The sequence below is a fragment of the Rhodococcus sp. no. 34 genome (assembly GCF_054589475.1).
The window spans coordinates 363,407-381,188 of record NZ_BAAILK010000041.1; the positions used below are offsets into that span (position 1 = coordinate 363,407).

General features: G+C 62.5%; 17 protein-coding genes. 12 read left to right on the plus strand and 5 right to left on the minus strand.

Going from position 1 to position 17,782, the window contains the following annotated elements; all coding sequences use genetic code 11:
* The first annotated feature begins 6 nt into the window (after positions 1-6).
* Positions 7-597: a DUF2567 domain-containing protein gene (locus ACYP01_RS19220; protein ID WP_003941661.1), complete on the plus strand. Its 591-nt coding sequence runs from the start codon at positions 7-9 to the stop codon at positions 595-597.
* An 11-nt stretch (positions 598-608) separates the two neighbouring features.
* On the opposite strand, the gene ACYP01_RS19225 is transcribed toward ACYP01_RS19220, so the two are convergent.
* Positions 609-1,439 carry an SDR family NAD(P)-dependent oxidoreductase gene (locus ACYP01_RS19225; RefSeq protein ID WP_003941736.1) on the minus strand — a complete coding sequence of 277 codons (831 nt, stop codon included), beginning with the start codon at positions 1,437-1,439 and terminating at the stop codon, positions 609-611.
* Positions 1,440-1,522: 83 nt separating this feature from the next.
* Here ACYP01_RS19225 and ACYP01_RS19230 point away from each other — a divergent pair, with 83 nt between their 5' ends.
* A complete protein-coding gene (locus ACYP01_RS19230) occupies positions 1,523-2,125 on the plus strand; it encodes a TetR/AcrR family transcriptional regulator (protein ID WP_007733070.1) in 603 nt (200 codons plus the stop codon).
* Positions 2,126-2,234: 109 nt separating this feature from the next.
* Complete coding sequence (locus ACYP01_RS19235; protein ID WP_003941794.1) at positions 2,235-2,567, plus strand: Rossmann-fold NAD(P)-binding domain-containing protein; 333 nt, start codon at positions 2,235-2,237, stop codon at positions 2,565-2,567.
* 14 nt (positions 2,568-2,581) lie between these two features.
* On the opposite strand, the gene ACYP01_RS19240 is transcribed toward ACYP01_RS19235, so the two are convergent.
* Positions 2,582-3,310 carry an NUDIX hydrolase gene (locus tag ACYP01_RS19240; RefSeq protein WP_333830160.1) on the minus strand — a complete coding sequence of 243 codons (729 nt, stop codon included), beginning with the start codon at positions 3,308-3,310 and terminating at the stop codon, positions 2,582-2,584.
* A 102-nt stretch (positions 3,311-3,412) separates the two neighbouring features.
* Between ACYP01_RS19240 and nadA the strand changes: the two genes are divergently transcribed.
* From nadA to nadC, 3 genes are read left to right on the plus strand one after another with little or no spacing between them, the layout of a single operon-like run.
* Positions 3,413-4,450 (plus strand): quinolinate synthase NadA, encoded by a 1,038-nt coding sequence (gene nadA, locus ACYP01_RS19245; protein WP_003941702.1) that lies wholly within the window; start codon positions 3,413-3,415, stop codon positions 4,448-4,450.
* Entirely contained in the window at positions 4,447-6,018 is a 1,572-nt protein-coding gene (locus tag ACYP01_RS19250) for an L-aspartate oxidase (RefSeq protein WP_003941771.1), read from the plus strand. The genes nadA and ACYP01_RS19250 overlap by 4 nt, the downstream gene beginning before the upstream one ends.
* Positions 6,018-6,890, plus strand: coding sequence for a carboxylating nicotinate-nucleotide diphosphorylase (gene nadC, locus ACYP01_RS19255; protein ID WP_003941805.1), 873 nt, complete (start codon positions 6,018-6,020; stop codon positions 6,888-6,890). Before ACYP01_RS19250 ends, nadC begins: the two co-directional genes overlap by 1 nt.
* 6 nt (positions 6,891-6,896) lie before the next feature.
* Here the strand turns inward: nadC and ACYP01_RS19260 are convergent, their stop codons facing one another.
* The gene (locus tag ACYP01_RS19260) at positions 6,897-7,805 is read right to left on the minus strand and encodes a LysR substrate-binding domain-containing protein (RefSeq protein WP_070160579.1); all 909 of its coding nucleotides are present in this window, start codon (positions 7,803-7,805) and stop codon (positions 6,897-6,899) included.
* 71 nt (positions 7,806-7,876) lie between these two features.
* Between ACYP01_RS19260 and ACYP01_RS19265 the strand changes: the two genes are divergently transcribed.
* The 6 genes from ACYP01_RS19265 (at position 7,877) to ACYP01_RS19290 (ending at position 14,669) form a co-directional block, all read left to right on the plus strand.
* Positions 7,877-8,770: a dihydrodipicolinate synthase family protein gene (locus ACYP01_RS19265; protein WP_459681774.1), complete on the plus strand. Its 894-nt coding sequence runs from the start codon at positions 7,877-7,879 to the stop codon at positions 8,768-8,770.
* Between the two features lie 48 nt (positions 8,771-8,818).
* Positions 8,819-10,114, plus strand: a complete 1,296-nt coding sequence (locus ACYP01_RS19270; RefSeq protein ID WP_459681776.1) for an HNH endonuclease signature motif containing protein — start codon at positions 8,819-8,821, stop codon at positions 10,112-10,114.
* A gap of 124 nt (positions 10,115-10,238) precedes the next feature.
* The gene (locus ACYP01_RS19275; protein WP_459681778.1) at positions 10,239-10,745 is read left to right on the plus strand and encodes an N-acetyltransferase family protein; all 507 of its coding nucleotides are present in this window, start codon (positions 10,239-10,241) and stop codon (positions 10,743-10,745) included.
* Positions 10,746-10,839: 94 nt separating this feature from the next.
* Entirely contained in the window at positions 10,840-12,831 is a 1,992-nt protein-coding gene (locus ACYP01_RS19280; protein WP_459681781.1) for an ArnT family glycosyltransferase, read from the plus strand.
* 34 nt (positions 12,832-12,865) lie between these two features.
* A complete protein-coding gene (locus ACYP01_RS19285) occupies positions 12,866-14,104 on the plus strand; it encodes a hypothetical protein (protein WP_459681783.1) in 1,239 nt (412 codons plus the stop codon).
* A 61-nt stretch (positions 14,105-14,165) separates the two neighbouring features.
* On the plus strand, positions 14,166-14,669 hold the full coding sequence (locus ACYP01_RS19290; RefSeq protein ID WP_459681786.1) for a GbsR/MarR family transcriptional regulator: 504 nt from the start codon (positions 14,166-14,168) through the stop codon (positions 14,667-14,669).
* Between the two features lie 36 nt (positions 14,670-14,705).
* On the opposite strand, the gene ACYP01_RS19295 is transcribed toward ACYP01_RS19290, so the two are convergent.
* Both ACYP01_RS19295 and ACYP01_RS19300 read right to left on the minus strand, forming a co-directional pair.
* Complete coding sequence (locus tag ACYP01_RS19295) at positions 14,706-15,737, minus strand: iron-siderophore ABC transporter substrate-binding protein (RefSeq protein WP_042449574.1); 1,032 nt, start codon at positions 15,735-15,737, stop codon at positions 14,706-14,708.
* 182 nt (positions 15,738-15,919) lie between these two features.
* A complete protein-coding gene (locus ACYP01_RS19300) occupies positions 15,920-17,779 on the minus strand; it encodes a DUF4012 domain-containing protein (RefSeq protein ID WP_459681790.1) in 1,860 nt (619 codons plus the stop codon).
* Between the last annotated feature and the right edge of the window lie 3 nt (positions 17,780-17,782).

Genomic DNA, 17,782 nt, shown 5'->3' on the forward strand with positions numbered 1-17,782 from the left:
CTCTGTGTGATCTCTCTTCGGCAGACTCGTCTGCGCACCGCGATCGTGATCGCCGCAACCATTGCGGGCGTGAGCGTGCTCGTCGGTGTGCTGTGGGCGTTCTTGGCTCCGGCCGAGCACCTGTTGGTGGTGTCCGAGGGGCGCGGCGTCGCGTTGACGGGTGAGAGCCTTCATCAGTTCGACGCGAGCGCCGTGTTCATCTGGCTGGCACTGATCGTCGGTGTGCTGTCGGCTGTGGCGGCCTGGTTGGCACGCCTGAGTCGAGGTCCTTATGCCCTGGGCGGGTTGATAGTCGGTTCAGTGGCAGGTGCCGGACTGATGGCACTCGTGGGTTCGGGCGTGACAAAACTGCGTTTCCCTACGGCCGACAATCCGGCGGTCGGGGAGATCATCGCGCGGGCCCCGAACGTCGGAACTTTGCTCGTGCTTCTGTTTCAGCCGCTTGCGGCGTGCGTCGTGACATTGGTTCTTGCAGTGCTCAATCCGTACGACGACCTCGGGGTGGGGGACCACCCGGAATCCGGGGATCCGGAATCTGGGGATCCGGCCACCGACACCGAACAGACCGAAGTCGAGAGCCAGCCGAAACTTCCGTAACTGTTGCGTCGCTAGGCCGGCGAGGTCGACGAGCGCTTGGTTTCGGCTTTCATTCGCACGTCACCCAACAGTCGCCCGGAAATCAGCGCGCCCAACCGGCGGGTTGCGAAGCGAGTGCTGATCGAGGACACCCAGTTCGGCAGTCCCGATACGACGGTCGGCGGCGCGTTGCGTCGATCCAGTGCTCGGAAAGCGGTGTCCACCACCTGAGTTGCCGTCTGCATTCGCCCGACCGCCGCGTCTTCGGAGCCGACTACGTCGAAGAACTCGGTGCGCGTCGGACCGGGACACACCGCCAATACAGTCAATCCGCTGCCGCGAGCTTCGGCCCAGAGCGCTTCGGTGAAGTTGAGCACAAACGCCTTGGACGCGCCATAGACGGCCATGCCCGGTGTCGGCTGGAACGACGCTGTGCTGGCGATGTTGACCAGTGCTCCGCGGCCGGTGAGAAGGTCGGGCAGGAATGTGTGTGTCAGCTCGACCAGCGTGGCGATGTTGAGCTGAATCTCGGACGTGACGCGCTCGAGGTTTTCGTCCACGAATGCTCCGTGTGTTCCGAATCCGGCGTTGTTGATCAGGGACGTGACCGTGATGTCGCGACTGGCGAGTTCTTGGTGCAGGGTCGCGCCGACGCCGGGTGCGGCCAGGTCGGCGGGCAGAACCGTGACTGTGATGCCGTGGGCGACGCGGAGTTCGGTGGCGAGTGCTTCGAGGCGGTCGGCCCGCCTGGCGACCAGAACCAGGTTTGCGCCGCGAGCGGCAAAGCGATGAGCGAATTCCACTCCGAGCCCAGCGCTGGCTCCGGTGATGAGGACGGTGGTTCCGGCTACGTCGATGGCCATGGTGACTCCTTCGGTTCGGGTGATCCCAAATGTAGGCACTGACACCATAGTTGTCAATGACAACATTTTGATATGGTGCCACCATGCCCGCCCACGAACAGCCGTATCATCACGGCAGCCTGCGACAGGAACTCCTGGCGTCGGCCGAAGCAACACTCGAACGAGATGGCGTCGACAAGTTGTCGCTGAGGCAACTCGCGCGTGAGGCGGGCGTGAGCCACGCGGCTCCGGGCAAGCACTTTCGTGATCGCCAGGCTTTGCTCGATGCCTTGGCCGAAAGTGGATTCCATCGGATGACCGGTGCGCTCGAGCGGGCAGTCGCGGATGCTCCACCGACCGCGAGGGCGCGGTTCTCCTCGCTCGCCAATGCCTACGTGGATTTTGCGCTGGAGCATCCGGGCCTGCTCTCTCTGATGTACAGCAACAAGCATGCGCCGGGCGCCGCCGAAACTGTCGTCAACGCGGGGCACGCGACGATGGACCTGACCGTCCGGCTCGTTTCGGAAGCTCAGGCCGCAGGTGACATTGCCGCCGGTGATCCGGAAAGCATTGCGCTGGTTGCCTTTGCGACGTTCCACGGCGTCGCGACGCTTGCTGCGGGCGGAATGTTGGGCGACGTGCCGGTGGGCGAGGTGGTGAACGCGGCCTCGACGGTCTTCTGGGCGGGCCTTTCCAGGGCTGTCTGAGGTGGGGCGCGCAATTCCCCAGAGTTCTCACAGAACCAGCACAAGGGAAGCACAAGATTGCGGACTTACATAGGAGTCAAGAAGTTTGATTCCGAGTGGAGGTTCGGCAATGAGTGTTTCAGAGATCGCCCCCAACAGGGGGGTTGTACTTGTCACGGACATCGGCTTCGAGCACGGTGCGCGCACGGCCGCCGAGTTTCTCGACGCTGGTTGGAGCGTGGCAGTCACGGCGCGGACGGTCACCGAATTGGTTCGCGTCATGGCGGGAAAACCTGCCCATCGCTTCTTTGCGATTGTCGCCGATCCGACGGATCGTTGGCAGGCCGATCGGATTCTCGATCGGGTGACGACTCGGTTCGGTGTAATCAACCGGGTCATCGATCCGGCCGGCGCCGTGACCTCGGTGTGGTTGCAGCGCGGAAGTCTCGAAGCTGTTGCCTGACAGTGCGATCGGTGTCAGCTTGGCGGCCGTAGTGCGGCGAATTCGTCGGTGACCCGCAAGGTGGAGTCGGTGAAACGGTACAGGGCGGGTGGACGTCCACCCGACTTGCCGGACGGTGCGGTGTTGCCGGTGGGAGTCAGAACGCCTCGACGCCCCAGCACGCGTTGCAAGTTGGTGGCATCGACCTGGTAACCGAGGGCAGCGCAGTAGATTTCGCGCAGTGTCGACATCGCGAACTCTTCCGGGGCCAGCCCGAATGCGATGTTGGTGTACGAGAGTTTCGCGGCAAGTCGATTGCGCGCGTGCCGTACGACGGTTCCGTGGTCGAACGACATCTCCGGCAACTTCGAAACCGGGTGCCAGGCCGTGTCCGGTGGCAGTTGTGGGTCGGCGCTGAGGGGAACGAGTCCGAGGAAGGTCGACGCGATGCGGCGCGGACCCGGCACGCGCTGTGGATCACTGAAGACGGAGAGCTGTTCGAGGTGGGCGACCTTTCTTAGGTCGACCTTCTCGGCGAGGAGTCGTCGAGCGGAGGTCGTCAGGTCCTCGTCGTCGCGCAAAGTGCCCCCGGGCAGGGACCACGTGCCCTTCTGTGGGTTGAGTGCACGCTGCCACAGCAGCACGGCCAACTCTTCACGACCTTGCGGGCAGTGATCGCCGTCAACTGCGGCGATGCTTGCGGGGAAGGTGCGAACTTGGAACACCGCTGCAAGCACTTCGTGGGTGGTGTTACTATTGGGCACGTTTTCGATCCTAAGTCGAAAACCTCGAATACGGAAATCCGGGCCAGCCCGTCCGGATTTGAACTGGGTGACGAGCCCGGGTTCACGGTGAAGGAGAACGCCATGACGACCACGACGTTATGGGAGGGATCGGCCTCGCAGATTCACGACGGCCCCGGCGGATACAACGGAGTCGAAGCGACCCCCGAGTGGGCCGCTGAGATCAAACGTCTGGCTCGCGAACGCGGCGCGACGATTCTTGCGCACAACTACCAACTGCCTGCGATTCAGGACGTCGCCGATCATGTCGGCGACTCCCTGGCGCTGTCGCGAATCGCTGCCGAGGCGCCCGAGGACACGATTGTCTTCTGCGGTGTGCACTTCATGGCCGAGACCGCGAAGATCCTGTCGCCGTCCAAGACCGTGCTGATCCCGGACGAGCGAGCCGGCTGCTCTCTGGCCGACTCGATCAATGCCGAGCAGCTTCGTGAGTGGAAGGCCGACAACCCGAACGCGCTGGTGGTGTCGTACGTGAACACAACCGCAGAGGTGAAGGGTCTCACCGACATCTGCTGCACCTCGTCCAATGCCGTCGACGTGGTCAACTCGATCGATCCCGACCGCGAGGTTCTGTTCCTGCCGGACCAGTTCCTGGGAGCGCACGTCAAGCGCGTGACGGGCCGTACCAACATGCAGATCTGGGCTGGTGAGTGCCACGTGCACGCTGGCATCAACGGTGACGAGCTGACGGCCAAGTCCAAGTCGCACCCGGACGCCGAGCTGTTCGTGCACCCTGAATGTGGTTGCGCTACTTCGGCTCTGTACCTAGCCGGTGAAGGCGCGGTCCCCGCGGACAAGGTCAAGATTCTCTCCACCGGCGGAATGCTCGACGCTGCCCGCGTCACCAAGAGCAAGCAGGTTCTGGTCGCGACCGAGATCGGGATGCTGCACCAGTTGCGCAAGGCAGCGCCCGACGTCGATTTCCAGGCCGTCAACGACCGCGCGTCGTGCCCGTACATGAAGATGATCACGCCTGCCGCGTTGCTTCGCTGCCTTCTCGAGGGCAAGGACGAGGTCCACGTCGATCTCGAGATGGCCAAGCGTGCACAGAAGTCGGTGCAGCGCATGATCGAGATCGGTAATCCGGGCGGCGGCGAGTGACCAGCCCTGCCGGGCGTTTCGCCTGGGAGGCTCATGCCGACCTGGTCGTCGTGGGAGGCGGTGTCGCGGGCCTCACCGCTGCGCGCACCGCTTCTCTGCGGGGACTGAAAGTACTCACGGTCAGCAAGGGCGGTCCGACGGACACCGCGACTCAGTACGCGCAGGGCGGCATCGCGGTCGTCGACGATCTGAATACCGATTCCGTCGAGTCGCACGTTTCGGATACGTGTGAGGCCGGCGTCGGTTTGTGCGACGAGGAAGCTGTCTATTCCATCGTCGAAGCTGGTCACGACGCTGTTGCTGCGCTGGCCGCGTTGGGAGCGGTCTTCGATCGCGGGCGAGACGGCGAGGTGTCGCGCACCCGCGAGGGTGGGCACAGCACGCGTCGGATCATCCATGCCGGCGGCGACGCCACTGGCGCGGAAGTGCAGCGGGCTCTCAATGCTGCCGGGCTCCCCGTTCTGTTCGGTGCAGCGGCAGTCCAGGTGGTGACCAACCGGCGTGGGGTGTGCGGACTCATCGTCTCCTCGCCGGAAGGCCTCGGAGTGATCCATGCGCCCGCGGTGCTGCTCGCTACCGGCGGACTCGGTCAGTTGTATGCCTGCAGCACAAATCCGCCCGGAGCGACTGCCGACGGAATCGCGTTGGCACTCGAAGCCGGTGCGGCGATTGCGGACCTGGAGTTCGTTCAGTTCCATCCGACGGTGCTCTTCACTCCGGGCGGGGTAGGCCGCCGACCCCTGATCAGTGAGGCGGTCCGCGGCGAGGGCGCGATTCTTGTCGACACCAACGGTGATTCGGTCACCGCAGGTGTTCATCCGCTGGGTGATCTCGCCCCGCGTGACGTGGTCTCGAGGGCAATCGCAGCACGCCTACGCGATCTCGGCACTGATCACGTCTATCTCGACGCTCGCAAGCTCGACGGTTTCGATTCGAGATTCCCGACCATCACGGCGTCCTGCCTCGAAGCGGGCATCGATCCACGCACCCAATTAATTCCGGTCGCTCCGGCCGCGCACTATTCGTGCGGCGGAGTCGCCACCGACGTCCATGGACGAACGGGAGTGCCTGGTCTCTACGCAGCAGGCGAAGTGGCTCGCACGGGATTGCACGGCGCGAATCGTCTTGCGTCCAACAGCCTTCTCGAGGGTTTGGTAGTCGGGGAGCGTGCAGGAATCGCAGCTGCCGAGCGTCGCGAGGTTCATGCCGAAGTGGTCAACGTGGTGCGCAAGCCGATGCCGATCCTGCCGCGAGAGACCGTGCAGTCCGTCATGACGGCACACGCGTCGGTGGTTCGCGACGGAGGCGGTCTCCAGATTGCGCGAGCCGCGCTTGCCGACGCCGAACAGACAGTGGCGGTGGCTGCTCCGGACCTCGAAGACGCGGCGCTCACGTTGACCGCGACTGCATTGGTCGACGTGGCCGTGGCGCGAACCGAGAGCCGTGGCTGCCATACCCGCACCGACTATCCTGAAACAGATCCGAATCAGCGTCGCAGCACTCGGATCAAGATGGGTGCCGATGGAGCGCTCGAAATACCCGACATGTTGTTGACAGGAGTTCATTGATGACCGAGCAGAAGATCCTGCCCGCGCCGCTCGACCGTGACGAGCTGCTCACCTTGGTCAGGCTCGCTCTGGACGAGGATCTGCGCTATGGACCCGACATCACTTCTACCGCAACGGTTCCCGCCGATGCGGTCGCGAAGGCGTCGGTCGTCTCACGCTCCTCGGGTACTGTCGCCGGCATCGACGTCGGACTGCTTGTTCTCGACGAGGTGATCGGCGCGGGTAACTACGAGGTCGTTGATCGGGTGGCCGACGGAACTCGGGTTGCGCCAGGTCAATCGGTGCTCACCGTTGTCGCGCCCACCCGCGGACTTCTCACGGCAGAGCGCACGATGCTCAACCTCGTCTGCCATCTCTCGGGAATCGCCACGGCGACATCACAGTGGGTCGACGCCATCGCCGGCACTCATGCCAAAGTGCGGGACAGCCGAAAGACACTGCCCGGACTGCGTTCTCTGCAGAAATATGCAGTCCACGTGGGCGGAGGCGTCAACCACCGTATGGGATTGGGTGACGCGGCGTTGATCAAGGACAACCATGTTGCTGCTGCCGGTTCGGTGGTCGCAGCACTTCGTGCGGTCCGTGAGCTCGCCCCGGACATCGAGTGCGAAGTTGAGGTCGACAACCTCACTCAGCTCGATCAGGTGCTGGCGGAGAACGTGGAACTTGTTCTGCTGGACAACTTCCCGCTGTGGCAGACGCAGATCGCGGTCCAGCGCCGAGACGCTGTTGCTCCAGAAACCAAACTCGAGTCATCCGGTGGTCTCACCATCGACGTTGCCGCAGAGTACGCCCGAACCGGCGTCGACTACCTCGCTGTCGGTGCCTTGACGCACTCGGTGACGGTCCTCGACCTCGGGCTCGACATGTAGGTGTCGCTATTGCTCGGCGTCCAGCAGTTGCGGGACGGCCGAGCGAAGCGCGTTTGTCACGGTTGCGACCGCCGGGTGAGCGTCGGAGCCCGCTCGGTGTGCAATCTTCGTCCTTCGTCGAATGTGCATCGGCGTCAGGCGCACACCTAGCGGCGGATGGATTGCTCCGAGTTCAGGAACCAGTGAAACACCCTGTCCCGCAGCGACGAGGGCGAGAACGGTGGCGAACTCGTCGATGTGGTGTCGCACTTTCGGGGTGAATCCAGCTGCCTGGCATGCGCGAATAGTCATTGCATGACAAGCAGTTCCGGGAATTGCGGTAATCCAGGGACGTTCTACGCAGTCGGTCAGCGATGCGACAGCGTCGTGGGGATCTGACTCGATGTCACTCGAAGCGAGGTACACGGCTTCGCTGCACAGCGGCAATGTCGTCAGGCCCGGTTCGGTGGGGCGAGGGACGAAGTCGTAGTCGTGAATCAATGCCAAGTCCAGAGTCCCAGCTCGTAGGTCGTCGGCGACGTCCGCCGGGTCGATCTCCGAAACCATCGGTTCCAACCCGGGATGCTCGCGAGACAGGGCGATCAATGCCGCCGGGAGGATCGCCCGTGCCGCGGTCGGGAACGTTCCGATGCGCAGCGGCCCCGCCAGTCCACGACGTGCGTCGACCAATTCACCTGACGCCTGCTCCAGGCGTTGCAGGATGGCTTCGGCATGACGTGCGAGGTTCTCACCGGCGGGTGTCAGTCGGACGCGACGGCCTGTTCGTTCCAGCAGCGGCACGCCGGCTTCACGTTCGAGGACGGCCAACTGCTGCGACACCGCGGAGGGACTGAACGACAGCGCCTCGGCAACGGCAACGATGGTTCCGCGCAGCGCTAGTTCGCGCAAGAGCTTCAGTCGACGAACATCGAGCATCAGATCAGCTTACGCTCGACCATGGAAATGCGAACTGGACCTACAAGGTTTGTTCGGTGAGGCTGGGTTCTATGACTACGACTCGAGTTGACTGGGCCGGAATCCATGTTCCACTGATCACGCCCTTCGAGAGCGACGGTCGTATTGCAACCGATTCACTCGAACAGCTTGCGCACCAGGTCCTCTCCGAGGGTGCGGTCGGACTTGTTGCGCTGGGGACTACGGCGGAAGCCGCAACGCTCACCGAGCAGGAGAGAGTGACCGTTCTGGATATCTGTGCGAATGTGTGCCGTGCGAGAGGCGCGACGTTGATCGTCGGCGCGGGCAGTAACGACACGGCGGGCAGTGCGCAGGCGCTCGGGAGGCTGGCTCGGTGGCCTGAGGTCTCGGCGGCCTTGGTGCCGGTTCCCTCCTTCACGAGGCCGTCGAAAGCCGGTGTGGTGGCGCATTTCGCGCATCTGCAGTCGTCGAGCCCAGTGCCGCTGATCGTCTATCACGTGCCGTACCGAACTGCGTGCGATCTGGACAGCGGCACTATGCAGGAGGTGGGTACTTTGCCCGGGGTTGTTGGTGTGAAGTATGCCGCGGGCGGTATCGACGCAGCTGCCGTCGAACTCTTCGCGGATCTTCCAGGCGACTTCGCCGTACTGGCGGGGGATGATCTGTTTCTCGCGCCTCTTCTGGCCTTGGGTGCGGCCGGTGGCATCTTGGCGTCCGCTCATGTGTCGACCGCTGAGTTCGTCCGCTTGGTAAAAGCTTGGGACAGTGGCGATGTGGACGGCGTCCGCGACCTCGGGCGGAGTTTGTCGAAGCTGTCCGGAGCTCTGTTTTCCGAACCGAACCCGACTGTGATCAAGGGCGTATTGCATGCGTTGGGACAGATTCCGACTCCCAATGTGCGACTGCCGTTGCTACCTGCGGGTGACGAATCGGTAGCGCGGGCGCTCGAGGTCTACCACTCTTGACTCGAACGGGTGTTCGAGTATTGTTTGGGGAGGGGATCGGGGGATTCAATGAGTGTCTTGTTGTCGGATGTGGTGTCTGGTTCTGCGGTGGGGTTACGCGGACGGTTGTGGCAGTTGACTGCTGCCGAGTTGCGCGCTGCTGCTGTCGAGGCGAGTGCGGAGATTCTGCGCCTGGAAGCCGTTCGAGTGGCCGTGGTGGACGAGTTGTCGTTGCGCCCGGATGATCAGGTGATCGCGAGCCGCGGGGTGGGTGCGTGGTTGGCGGCGAACACGATGCTGCAGGTTCGGGACGGGAAGAAGATCGCCGCGTTGGGTGCGGCTTTGCGGCCGTTTCCGGCGGTGGCGGCTCGGTTCGATGGCGGGGATTGTTCGTTCGATCATGCTGTGTTGATCGTGGCGTTCTGCGAGTCACCGCCGAAGGGGATGCCGGAGGAGGCGCTCCCGAAGTGCATCGATTTGTTGTTGGCTGCTGCGTCGGGTGTGGAGGCGACGACGACGAAGGTGCGGAACGTGATCGCGACGTTGGAGCGGTTGTTCGAATCGGATGAGATTCCGCCCGCCGAAGACATCGACCGGAACGAGCTCCGGATCGCCTCGACATTGAATGGTCGGGTGGTGGTGCGCGGGGATTTCGACGCTCTCACCGGGGAGATGTTGCTGTCGGCGTTGTCGAATTTGACGATGCCGACCCCGGCACCGGATGGGACGCCGGATTCTCGGTCGGCGGCGAAACGCACGGCGGACGGGTTCACCGAACTGGTCCGCCGTTATCTCGATTGCGCCAAGACCGGTTTCGATGGTGGTCAGCGTCCGCATGTGAACGTGCACATCAATGCTCGGGATCTGGCGGAGCATCGGGACTGCGCCGCATCTTCTGATGGTGAAGAGTCTGTGTCTGATCTTGATGTCGGGCACATGCCGTGGCTCGGACCGCTGTCGGTGTCGCAGACCAGGCTCCTCGGGTGTGATTGTTTCCTGTCGACGGTTCTGCTCGACGATCATGGCGCGCCCTTGGATGCGAAACCACGAAAGAGGTTGGTGACCGCCGAACAGCGAGTGGCGTTGATCGCCCGGGACAAGGGCTGCGCCTTCCCCGGCTGCACGTGCGTGCCCGCCTGGACGGATGCGCACCACATTAAGCACTGGGCGAACGGTGGCCCGACGGTGATGAACAACCTGGTCCTGCTGTGCCGTTCACATCATCGATTGATGCACCGCAAATCCGGGTTCGTCGGCAAATGGGTGATCCGGATCGGTGTCGACAACAAACCGTGGTTCGTCCCGCCGCCCTCGATCGACCCGCAGCAGCATCCGCGACCGGCCAACACCACATTCAAAACCTGACTGAGTGGTGACACCCGTTCAGGCGCACAACTTCACGCCGATAGGCTTCAACTCGGAGATACACCCGGGTTGGGGCCTGGAGGCCGTGTTGTTGTGAACGGCTGCAGATTTGGGGGAGGTGGTTGTGGACGTTGTGCAAGCGGTCGAGACCGATGGGCCGGAGATTCTGGCGCTGCGGCATGCGGCAGAAGACTGGTTGGCAGAACGCGGAATCATCCAGTGGCGCCCGCGTGAAGTGTCTGTCGAGCAGGTCGAGCAGCAGATTTCGAGAGGGGAGTTCTTTGTTGCGCGAGACCGGGAGCAGTCGAGGATTGTCGGCGCCCTGCGGTTGATCTGGTCGGACCCTGTGGTCTGGCCCGATTCGAACGAGCGTGCTGGTTACGTGCACGGATTGGTTATCGATCGAGAATTCTCCGGAACCTCGATGGGCGAACGCTTACTCGGCTGGGCCCATCGACGTTCCGCGCAGGAGAACGCGCAGTACCTGCGGCTCGATTGTGTAGAAACCAACGTGCGATTGCGTCGCTACTACTTGGACGCCGGTTTTACCGAGGTCGGGCGTCGTGACTTCGGAGACGATGCCGACACCGGTTGGTTCAGTGTCGTGTTGTTCGAGCGCTCCCTGACCTGATCCCATTCACAGCAACTTTCCAGGCGGCTCCCAGTGCCGCCAGGGTTGGGGACGCGATCGTTGGCAGGACAGTAACTCATGAAGGGACTTCCTGATGACCGCCGTTCTGCATCCGGCCCCGCCTCAGCGCCCGGCACCAACTGCCCATCGAGCGGAGTCCTCGCCGTCGTGGTTCCGGACGCGCAGTACAGGATTGGCGCTGACGATCCTGTTGGCGGCAACGGCAGTCCTGTATTTGTGGAATCTGACTGCGAGTGGCTACGCCAACACCTTCTACGCTGCAGCGGCGCAGGCCGGCTCCCAGAATTGGAAAGCGTGGTTCTTCGGGTCCCTCGATGCCTCGAATTTCATCACGGTCGACAAACCGCCCGCTTCGTTGTGGGTCATGGGTCTGTCTGGGCGAATCTTCGGATTTTCGAGTGCCAGCCTTCTAGTTCCGCAGGCATTGATGGGCGTCGGATCAGTTGCGCTCGTATACTCGGCCGTCAAACGAGTGGCGTCGCCCGCTGCGGGTTTGGTGGCGGGAGCTGTTTTGGCAGCTACGCCCGCTGCCGCCCTGATGTTCAAGTTCGACAATCCTGATGCACTGTTGGTTCTGCTCATGACTGTCGCCGGCTACTTCGCTATTCGCGCCATGTGCACGGCGATCGGTCGTCGAGCCGCGATGTGGGTGGCGCTCGCAGGAGTAGCGCTGGGGTTTGCCTTTCTCTCCAAGATGCTGCAAGGGCTGATGGTGTTGCCTGCATTTGGTGCCGCGTATTTGATCGCCGGACAGGTGCGCTTGCGGACTCGCCTGGTCCATCTGGTGATCGGTGCTGCGTCCGTTGTCATATCGGCTGGGTGGTGGGTGTTGGCAGTGTGGCTGTGGCCCGCTGATTCTCGCCCGTACATCGGCGGATCGACCAACAACAGCGTCATGGACTTGGTACTGGGATACAACGGATTGGGTCGACTTTTCGGGAGCACCGGTGGCGGTGGCGGAATGGCCGGTGGCAGTGCAGGTTCGAGCTTCGGGGGAAGTGCCGGACTCGAACGGCTGTTCGGCAGCGAGATGGGTATCCAGATTTCCTGGCTTATTCCTGCGGCTTTGATTGCGCTGGTGTTCGGCTTACTCGCCTGCGGGCGCGCACCGCGCACAGATCTTGTCCGTGCGTCGTTGATCCTGTGGGGTGGTTGGTTTCTCGTTACCGGCCTGATCTTCAGCTACATGTCCGGCACGATCCACCCCTACTACACAGTTGCGCTTGCGCCCGCCGTCGCGGGGATGATCGGGACCGGTGGATACGCTCTGTGGTTGGTCCGTGCCCGTTGGATCGGACGTTGCGGCTTGGCTGCGACGATGCTGGCCGCAGGAATCTGGAGTTGGGTGTTGTTGCACCGCAATGCCGACTGGCTGCCGATGCTGAAGTGGATTCTGTTGGCGGGCGCTGTCGTCGGCGCGATCCTGGTTCTCGTGGGAGCCAAGGATCGATTCCGCAAGCTCGCTGTCGCTGGATTGATTCTTGGATCGTTGGCAGGGATAACCGGTTCTGCGTCTTACGCGATTGCCACTGCCGCAACAGCGCACGGCGGATCCATCCCGACGGCCGGACCAACCGGCGCCGTGTCCGACTCCGGAATGGGCGGGGGAGGAGGTATGGGTGGGGGCCCAGAGCTGCAAAACGGTGACGCTCCGCCGAATTCTTCTGACGCGACTGTAAATCCGGCGTCGAACGGGCAAGAACTGAGTAGCGGCAGCGAAAGTACTTCCGAGTTGACGGCAATGCTGGTCAATGCGGGCACCACGTGGTCGGCCGCGACCAACGGCTCGCAAAGCGCAGCAACCTACGAGTTGGCCAGCAATACCGCGGTGATGGCGATCGGCGGTTGGAGTTCCGATCCCGCACCGACATTGGATCAATTCATCCAGTACGTGGCAGACGGAAAAGTTCACTACTACATTGCCGGTGGCCAGGGCGGAAGCCAGAGAGAGGGCCAAAGCGGGGGCAGCACCTCGAGTGTCATCCAGGAATGGGTCGAAGCCAATTTCGCATCGACGACCGTGGGAAATTCCACGGTTTACGACCTCACTGGGTATGTCGGATAGTCACGTAGTTGTTGCCGTAGGCAATGATCGAGAAATGTCTGGGCGCACCGCACACGAGTCGAACCGTCGCCGCGAGCAATGGACCTGGCGCGACGGGTTGGTGATCGTCTCGATCGTCGCATTGGGAACTGTTGTCGCGGCCGTGACGAACGAGGACACGGGCACGTCGATTCCCGGCTGCGAGTCTGTGGAATCGCCGGGTCCGCCGGTGCGATTCAACTACGGTTTTGCCGGTGAGTCCGGTTATGACGACCCGGACTATCCGTGGTTCTCGGGTCCGAAGGCCACCGCCATGAGCGATGCACTACTCGAATCGTTGCCTTCCGATGTGGAGGTTGTATTTGCGAGTCCGTCGCAATCGCTCGAGCTTGCGCCGATCCAGAATTACCGGGGGGCTTCGTTTCCTGACGGGGTCGACCCGATCGAGTTCAGCGGTTCGACGTCGGCGAAGGGAACCTTGACTCGCGTCGGGCGGACTGCGGATATCTCGGTTCAGGTGCGTGCATGGGATCAGCCGGTGCCGCCGTGCTTGGAGGGTCTGGTGGATCGGCGGGAGCATCTCGAAAACGGAACAGTGCTGGACATTGCGGATTTCGAGGACGAAGTCGCTTCGGATGTCGGGGGCGAGCGCGGTGTCGTCGCGTATCTCGGTGATGGATCCCGGGTTGTTGCCAGCGTCGACACGTCGACCGGAACTTCGTCGGATGCTTCCCCGCTCTTGACGATGGACGAACTGATCGCGTTAGCGACCGCGCCGGGGCTTGCGGTGACTGCGCCGGTTCCAGACTCGACGCCGCCGCCGATGGCATCCTGCTACACCGATTCTGTGAATGCCGGTCCACCTGCGTCGCGCATGGATATCGACCGACTGAATCAGTTGCTCGATGCACGTTGGAAGGATCTCGGCGCGGCAGGCGTCACTTTGGAGCGCCCGCTCGGTTCGTTGGTTCCAGATGATTACGGACAGGGAGGAGTGTGCGAGCGGATCGTCGCCTCGACAGCGGACGGCAGCAGCGATGTCGAAATATCAGTTGGTACCGCTGTGCCGGAACGGGGTGAGACACTGACGTTGCCAGGCTCCACCACCGTGACTCGCCTGGTCGATCCCGATGGCTCGGGCGATGACACGGTCCGAGTTGTTCACCCCTCCGGCGAAACAGTAGTGGTGACCCAGTTCGTGACATCGGCGGGCTCCACATCGGCGTCGCCTTTGACGATCGAACAGCTCGAGTTCATCGCAACCACTCCAGGGCTGGTGATTTCGGCTCGGTGACGGTGGTGCTGGCACAATAGTGGCGAATTGTTCGTACCCAGAGACGTCGGAGGCTCAACGAATGGGCGATGCCAGCCCTGCTCGCGGTGACGACTTCTCCACCTGGTTCATCGACCAGTTCTCCGTGTACTGGCAGTCCGGCGGTGGGGCTCGTATCGAAGGTCGGATTGCGGGCTATCTGCTGATCAGCGAGTCGCAAGGGGTCGGCGCCGAAGAGTTGGCGCAGGCACTCGGAGCAAGTCGCGGATCGGTGTCCACCTACATTCGTCGGTTGATCGACCGGGGGTTCGTCAAGCTCACGCGCAAGCCTCGGGATCGGACTCACTACTACGTCATGGATTCCGACGTGTGGGGCGGATTCCTCGAAACAGAGCACATGTATCTCGAGAATCAACGCAAGCTTGCGACCGAGGCCCTGCAGTACGCAAATCCCAACGGTCCCGCGTACATTCGTGTGCTCAACATGCGCGATTACATGGGGTGGATCATCGACAATCGCATGCTGAGCAGTGAGTGGATGCGATTCAAAGCTGAACGCGACGGCAAGAAACCCGCGTCCGAATAGGACGCGGGTTTCTCGATCGCACGATGCTGATCTACATCACTTGTTCAGCTTCGCGATTGCCTCGTCGATCATCGGCACGTAGCGCTCGAGCGACCAGGGCACGGTCAGAGGGTTGATCATCGAGGAACCGGTGACGAAGGGCTGTTCGGTCGGAGCGATGACAGTTCCCCGAGCCACAGCGGGGATTGCCTGGTAAGCGGGCTGCGCTTCGATCTCGGCCCGATTGGCCGGGTCCGAGTAGAAGGTGAAGAGCAGGTCGGACTTGTCGAGGAGGTTTGCGTTCTCGAGGCCGATGACGGCGGAGTCTGTTCCTTCAGATTCCGTCAAGGTGTAGACGACGGGATCGACCTGCAGGCCAAGTGCGCGGACCATGGCCACACGCTGCTCTTCGGCGAAAAAGACGCCGAGGGTTCCTGGGCCCGTGTTGTAGATGAAGGAGAAGCTGACGTCGGCGTAGTTCGGATGTGCTGCAGTCGATTCCGCGAACTGCGACTTGATCTTGTCGATTTCGGCTGTCGCCTTCTCGGATTCGCCCATGGCTTTGCCGATGACGCTGATCTGGTCTTCCCACGTGATGGTCCAGGGGCTCTCGGCGTAGGCGACGGTCGGCGCGAACGCGTTGAGTGAGTCGAACTGCTGCTGTGTGATGCCGGACCAGGGGGCGAGGATCAGGTCGGGTTCGAGAGCGATGATCGCCTCGATGTTGAGATCGGTTCCGCCGGTGAACTGCTCTGGCAGTTCGCCACCTTGCTTCGTGACCGCTTCGTGGACCCACGGCAGATACCCGGTGTCGTCGCTGCCCCATGCGTACTTTTCGACGCCGACCGGGATCGTGCCGAGCGCGATTACGGTCTCCGCCGACCCCATGCCGAGAGTCACGATTCGCTCGGGCTTTTCGGTGATGACGGCGTTTCCGAGCGCACTTTCGATGGTGACGGTTTCGAAGTCGCTGCTGCTCGATTCGGTTGCGGTGTCGTTGTTACTGCATCCGCCGATTACCAGGGCGGCAATGACCAATCCACTCAGCGCCACAGTTCGGCGAAGTGAGCGCACACGGGCGTATCGCATGGGGAACCTTCCGTTGTCGATGCGCCGAGGAGTGAGACTCCGACGGATCGCAGCCGACGGCCGGTTCCAGGCGCGTCAGGAAGCATAGGCTAGCCTTCGCCAAAGTTTCAAATCTGCTGAAAGTTCACGAGCCCGACAAACGGCGACATGCCAGGGGCCTCGTCGACGTTTGCCGGTCAAGCTCAGCAGCTAGGAACGTCGACGGTAATCTTCGGGTCGTCGACAAGCGGCTGGACCGGTACGCGTGCTTCACCCTCGGCTGTGGGCTCGGTCAGATCGAACTTCAGCTCAACGGTCTGGCCTCGCGGAATGACGGCCCTGGTCATGAATGCCGGGTGGCCCTGTTCGGTTCCGTTGACGGCAAACGAAATCTGCTCGCCCACGGAGACTGCGTCGAGTTTGGCGCCGGTCGTTGCCAGTAGTGTGACTGCAGCCACGTTGGTGCCCTTGGGTAGTCGTCCGGGGTTGTCGACGATCCCGCTGACATATTCGGTCAGGTCGGCGTCGGGCGCGTTGTTTGTCAGTCGAACAGTGACCGTTGTCTTTCGGGTGTCGCCGGTGCACGTCTGGGCTGTGTAGTCGATTTCTCGTGTGAGGTAGTAGTCGAGCTTGTTGCCGGCTTGGTTGTTGATCACCACACCGGCGTACGGCGCCGCATCATCGGGAATGGTGTGCCCGAGGACGGTGTCGGCGAGAACCGATTGTTCGTCGGGGTGAGAGCTCCACACGGCGATTCTGCCCTCGCTGATGCCCTTGCCCAGAGCTTCCAGCAGTGCGCTCGGCGACTTGATGTTCCCGGTCATCTTCTCCACGACACGAGCTGCGATTGTCTGCAGATACTGCTTTCGTGCCTTGTTGTCGGAAGGGAAGCGAGCGTACGCAGTCGACTCGGTCAGTTCCACGACGTTGTCGGCGGTGACCGACTCTCCGTCGGGCATCTTGATCGGTCCTACCGCTTCGAGGATGTAACTCAGGGCGATCGGATCGGTCGCTATCGCACCGTCGACCATCTCACCCCCGGACTCCTGTGACCACAGGGACTGCCAGATCTGCGCTGCGTAGGGAAAGTGCGAGCTGAGGTTGCTGTTGCGAGAATCGGTGGTCGGGCGACTGTTTCCGTACAGCTGGTTGAAGTCAGGACCAAGGTCTATCGGTTGATTGTCCAGTGTTAGTTCGGAGTTGGGGGAGAGTGTGTCCACCCGAGCGGCGCCGTCGTCGACTCGGACGATGCCGTATCCACCCAACAGGCCGCCGGTTCCTCGCGCTTCCGCATTGGTCTGGAAACCGATGAAGTAGTTGCGCGGTCCGTCGGTGCCGAGCATTGCCGGTGCGATGCGCGCCGCGGTGGCGGTGTTCGTCAGGAGGGTAGCCAGTTCGCTTGTCTGCGACTGTAATTCTGCTCTGGCATCGTTAACTCGGCCCAGGTACTTCGATTCGGGAACTTCCTGTGCCTGCGACGACAGCAATTCCGCGGCGATAGCTGTTTCGGCCAGTTTCGGTTCCGCTTCGCGTAACGGTGCGAGTGCCAAGCGCCCACCGGGCTGCACCAATTCCGTTGGTGCGAGTGAAGTTCCGGTAGTCACGGCAGGGCCGAGAACGTCACGCGTAAGCCCCTGAACGACCTCGGTCATCTGGCGCGTCGACTCGAACGGCGACCCGATGACGGGAATTGCGGCGGTGATGTTCCAGGGGAGTGAATGGGTGTTGTCGTATGCGGCCGATGCTTCGCGATCGGCTTCCGCCGCGGCAGACTCTGCGACTCCCGTATCTCCGGCCAGGAGAGCGCTCTTCGCCGACTGTGCGTGGTCGCGAGCCGCCTCCAGGTTGTCTTTCGCTTCGTATGCCGTGTACCCGAGCCATGCCACGAAACCGCCCACTACCAGCGTCGTTGCGGTGATCGCGACTGCCGTTCTACGGCTTCGGAGAAAAGCGGCCGCCCCCTTGGTTTCGCGCTCCGGGCCCCTCGGTGGGATGGTGTTGGAGCCGCTCGGTTCAGCCCCGGAATCGTCGTCGGACTTTGGTCCCACCGTGTCGTTGTTCATCCG

Coding starts and splice junctions, on each gene's coding strand:
- ACYP01_RS19225 (WP_003941736.1), bottom strand. CDS start 1,439: ATGGCCATCGACGTAGCCGGAACCACCGTCCTCATCACCGGAGCCAGC.
- ACYP01_RS19230 (WP_007733070.1), top strand. CDS start 1,523: ATGCCCGCCCACGAACAGCCGTATCATCACGGCAGCCTGCGACAGGAA.
- ACYP01_RS19235 (WP_003941794.1), top strand. CDS start 2,235: ATGAGTGTTTCAGAGATCGCCCCCAACAGGGGGGTTGTACTTGTCACG.
- nadA (WP_003941702.1), top strand. CDS start 3,413: ATGACGACCACGACGTTATGGGAGGGATCGGCCTCGCAGATTCACGAC.
- nadC (WP_003941805.1), top strand. CDS start 6,018: ATGACCGAGCAGAAGATCCTGCCCGCGCCGCTCGACCGTGACGAGCTG.
- ACYP01_RS19260 (WP_070160579.1), bottom strand. CDS start 7,805: ATGCTCGATGTTCGTCGACTGAAGCTCTTGCGCGAACTAGCGCTGCGC.
- ACYP01_RS19265 (WP_459681774.1), top strand. CDS start 7,877: ATGACTACGACTCGAGTTGACTGGGCCGGAATCCATGTTCCACTGATC.
- ACYP01_RS19270 (WP_459681776.1), top strand. CDS start 8,819: ATGAGTGTCTTGTTGTCGGATGTGGTGTCTGGTTCTGCGGTGGGGTTA.
- ACYP01_RS19280 (WP_459681781.1), top strand. CDS start 10,840: ATGACCGCCGTTCTGCATCCGGCCCCGCCTCAGCGCCCGGCACCAACT.
- ACYP01_RS19285 (WP_459681783.1), top strand. CDS start 12,866: ATGTCTGGGCGCACCGCACACGAGTCGAACCGTCGCCGCGAGCAATGG.
- ACYP01_RS19290 (WP_459681786.1), top strand. CDS start 14,166: ATGGGCGATGCCAGCCCTGCTCGCGGTGACGACTTCTCCACCTGGTTC.
- ACYP01_RS19295 (WP_042449574.1), bottom strand. CDS start 15,737: ATGCGATACGCCCGTGTGCGCTCACTTCGCCGAACTGTGGCGCTGAGT.
- ACYP01_RS19300 (WP_459681790.1), bottom strand. CDS start 17,779: ATGAACAACGACACGGTGGGACCAAAGTCCGACGACGATTCCGGGGCT.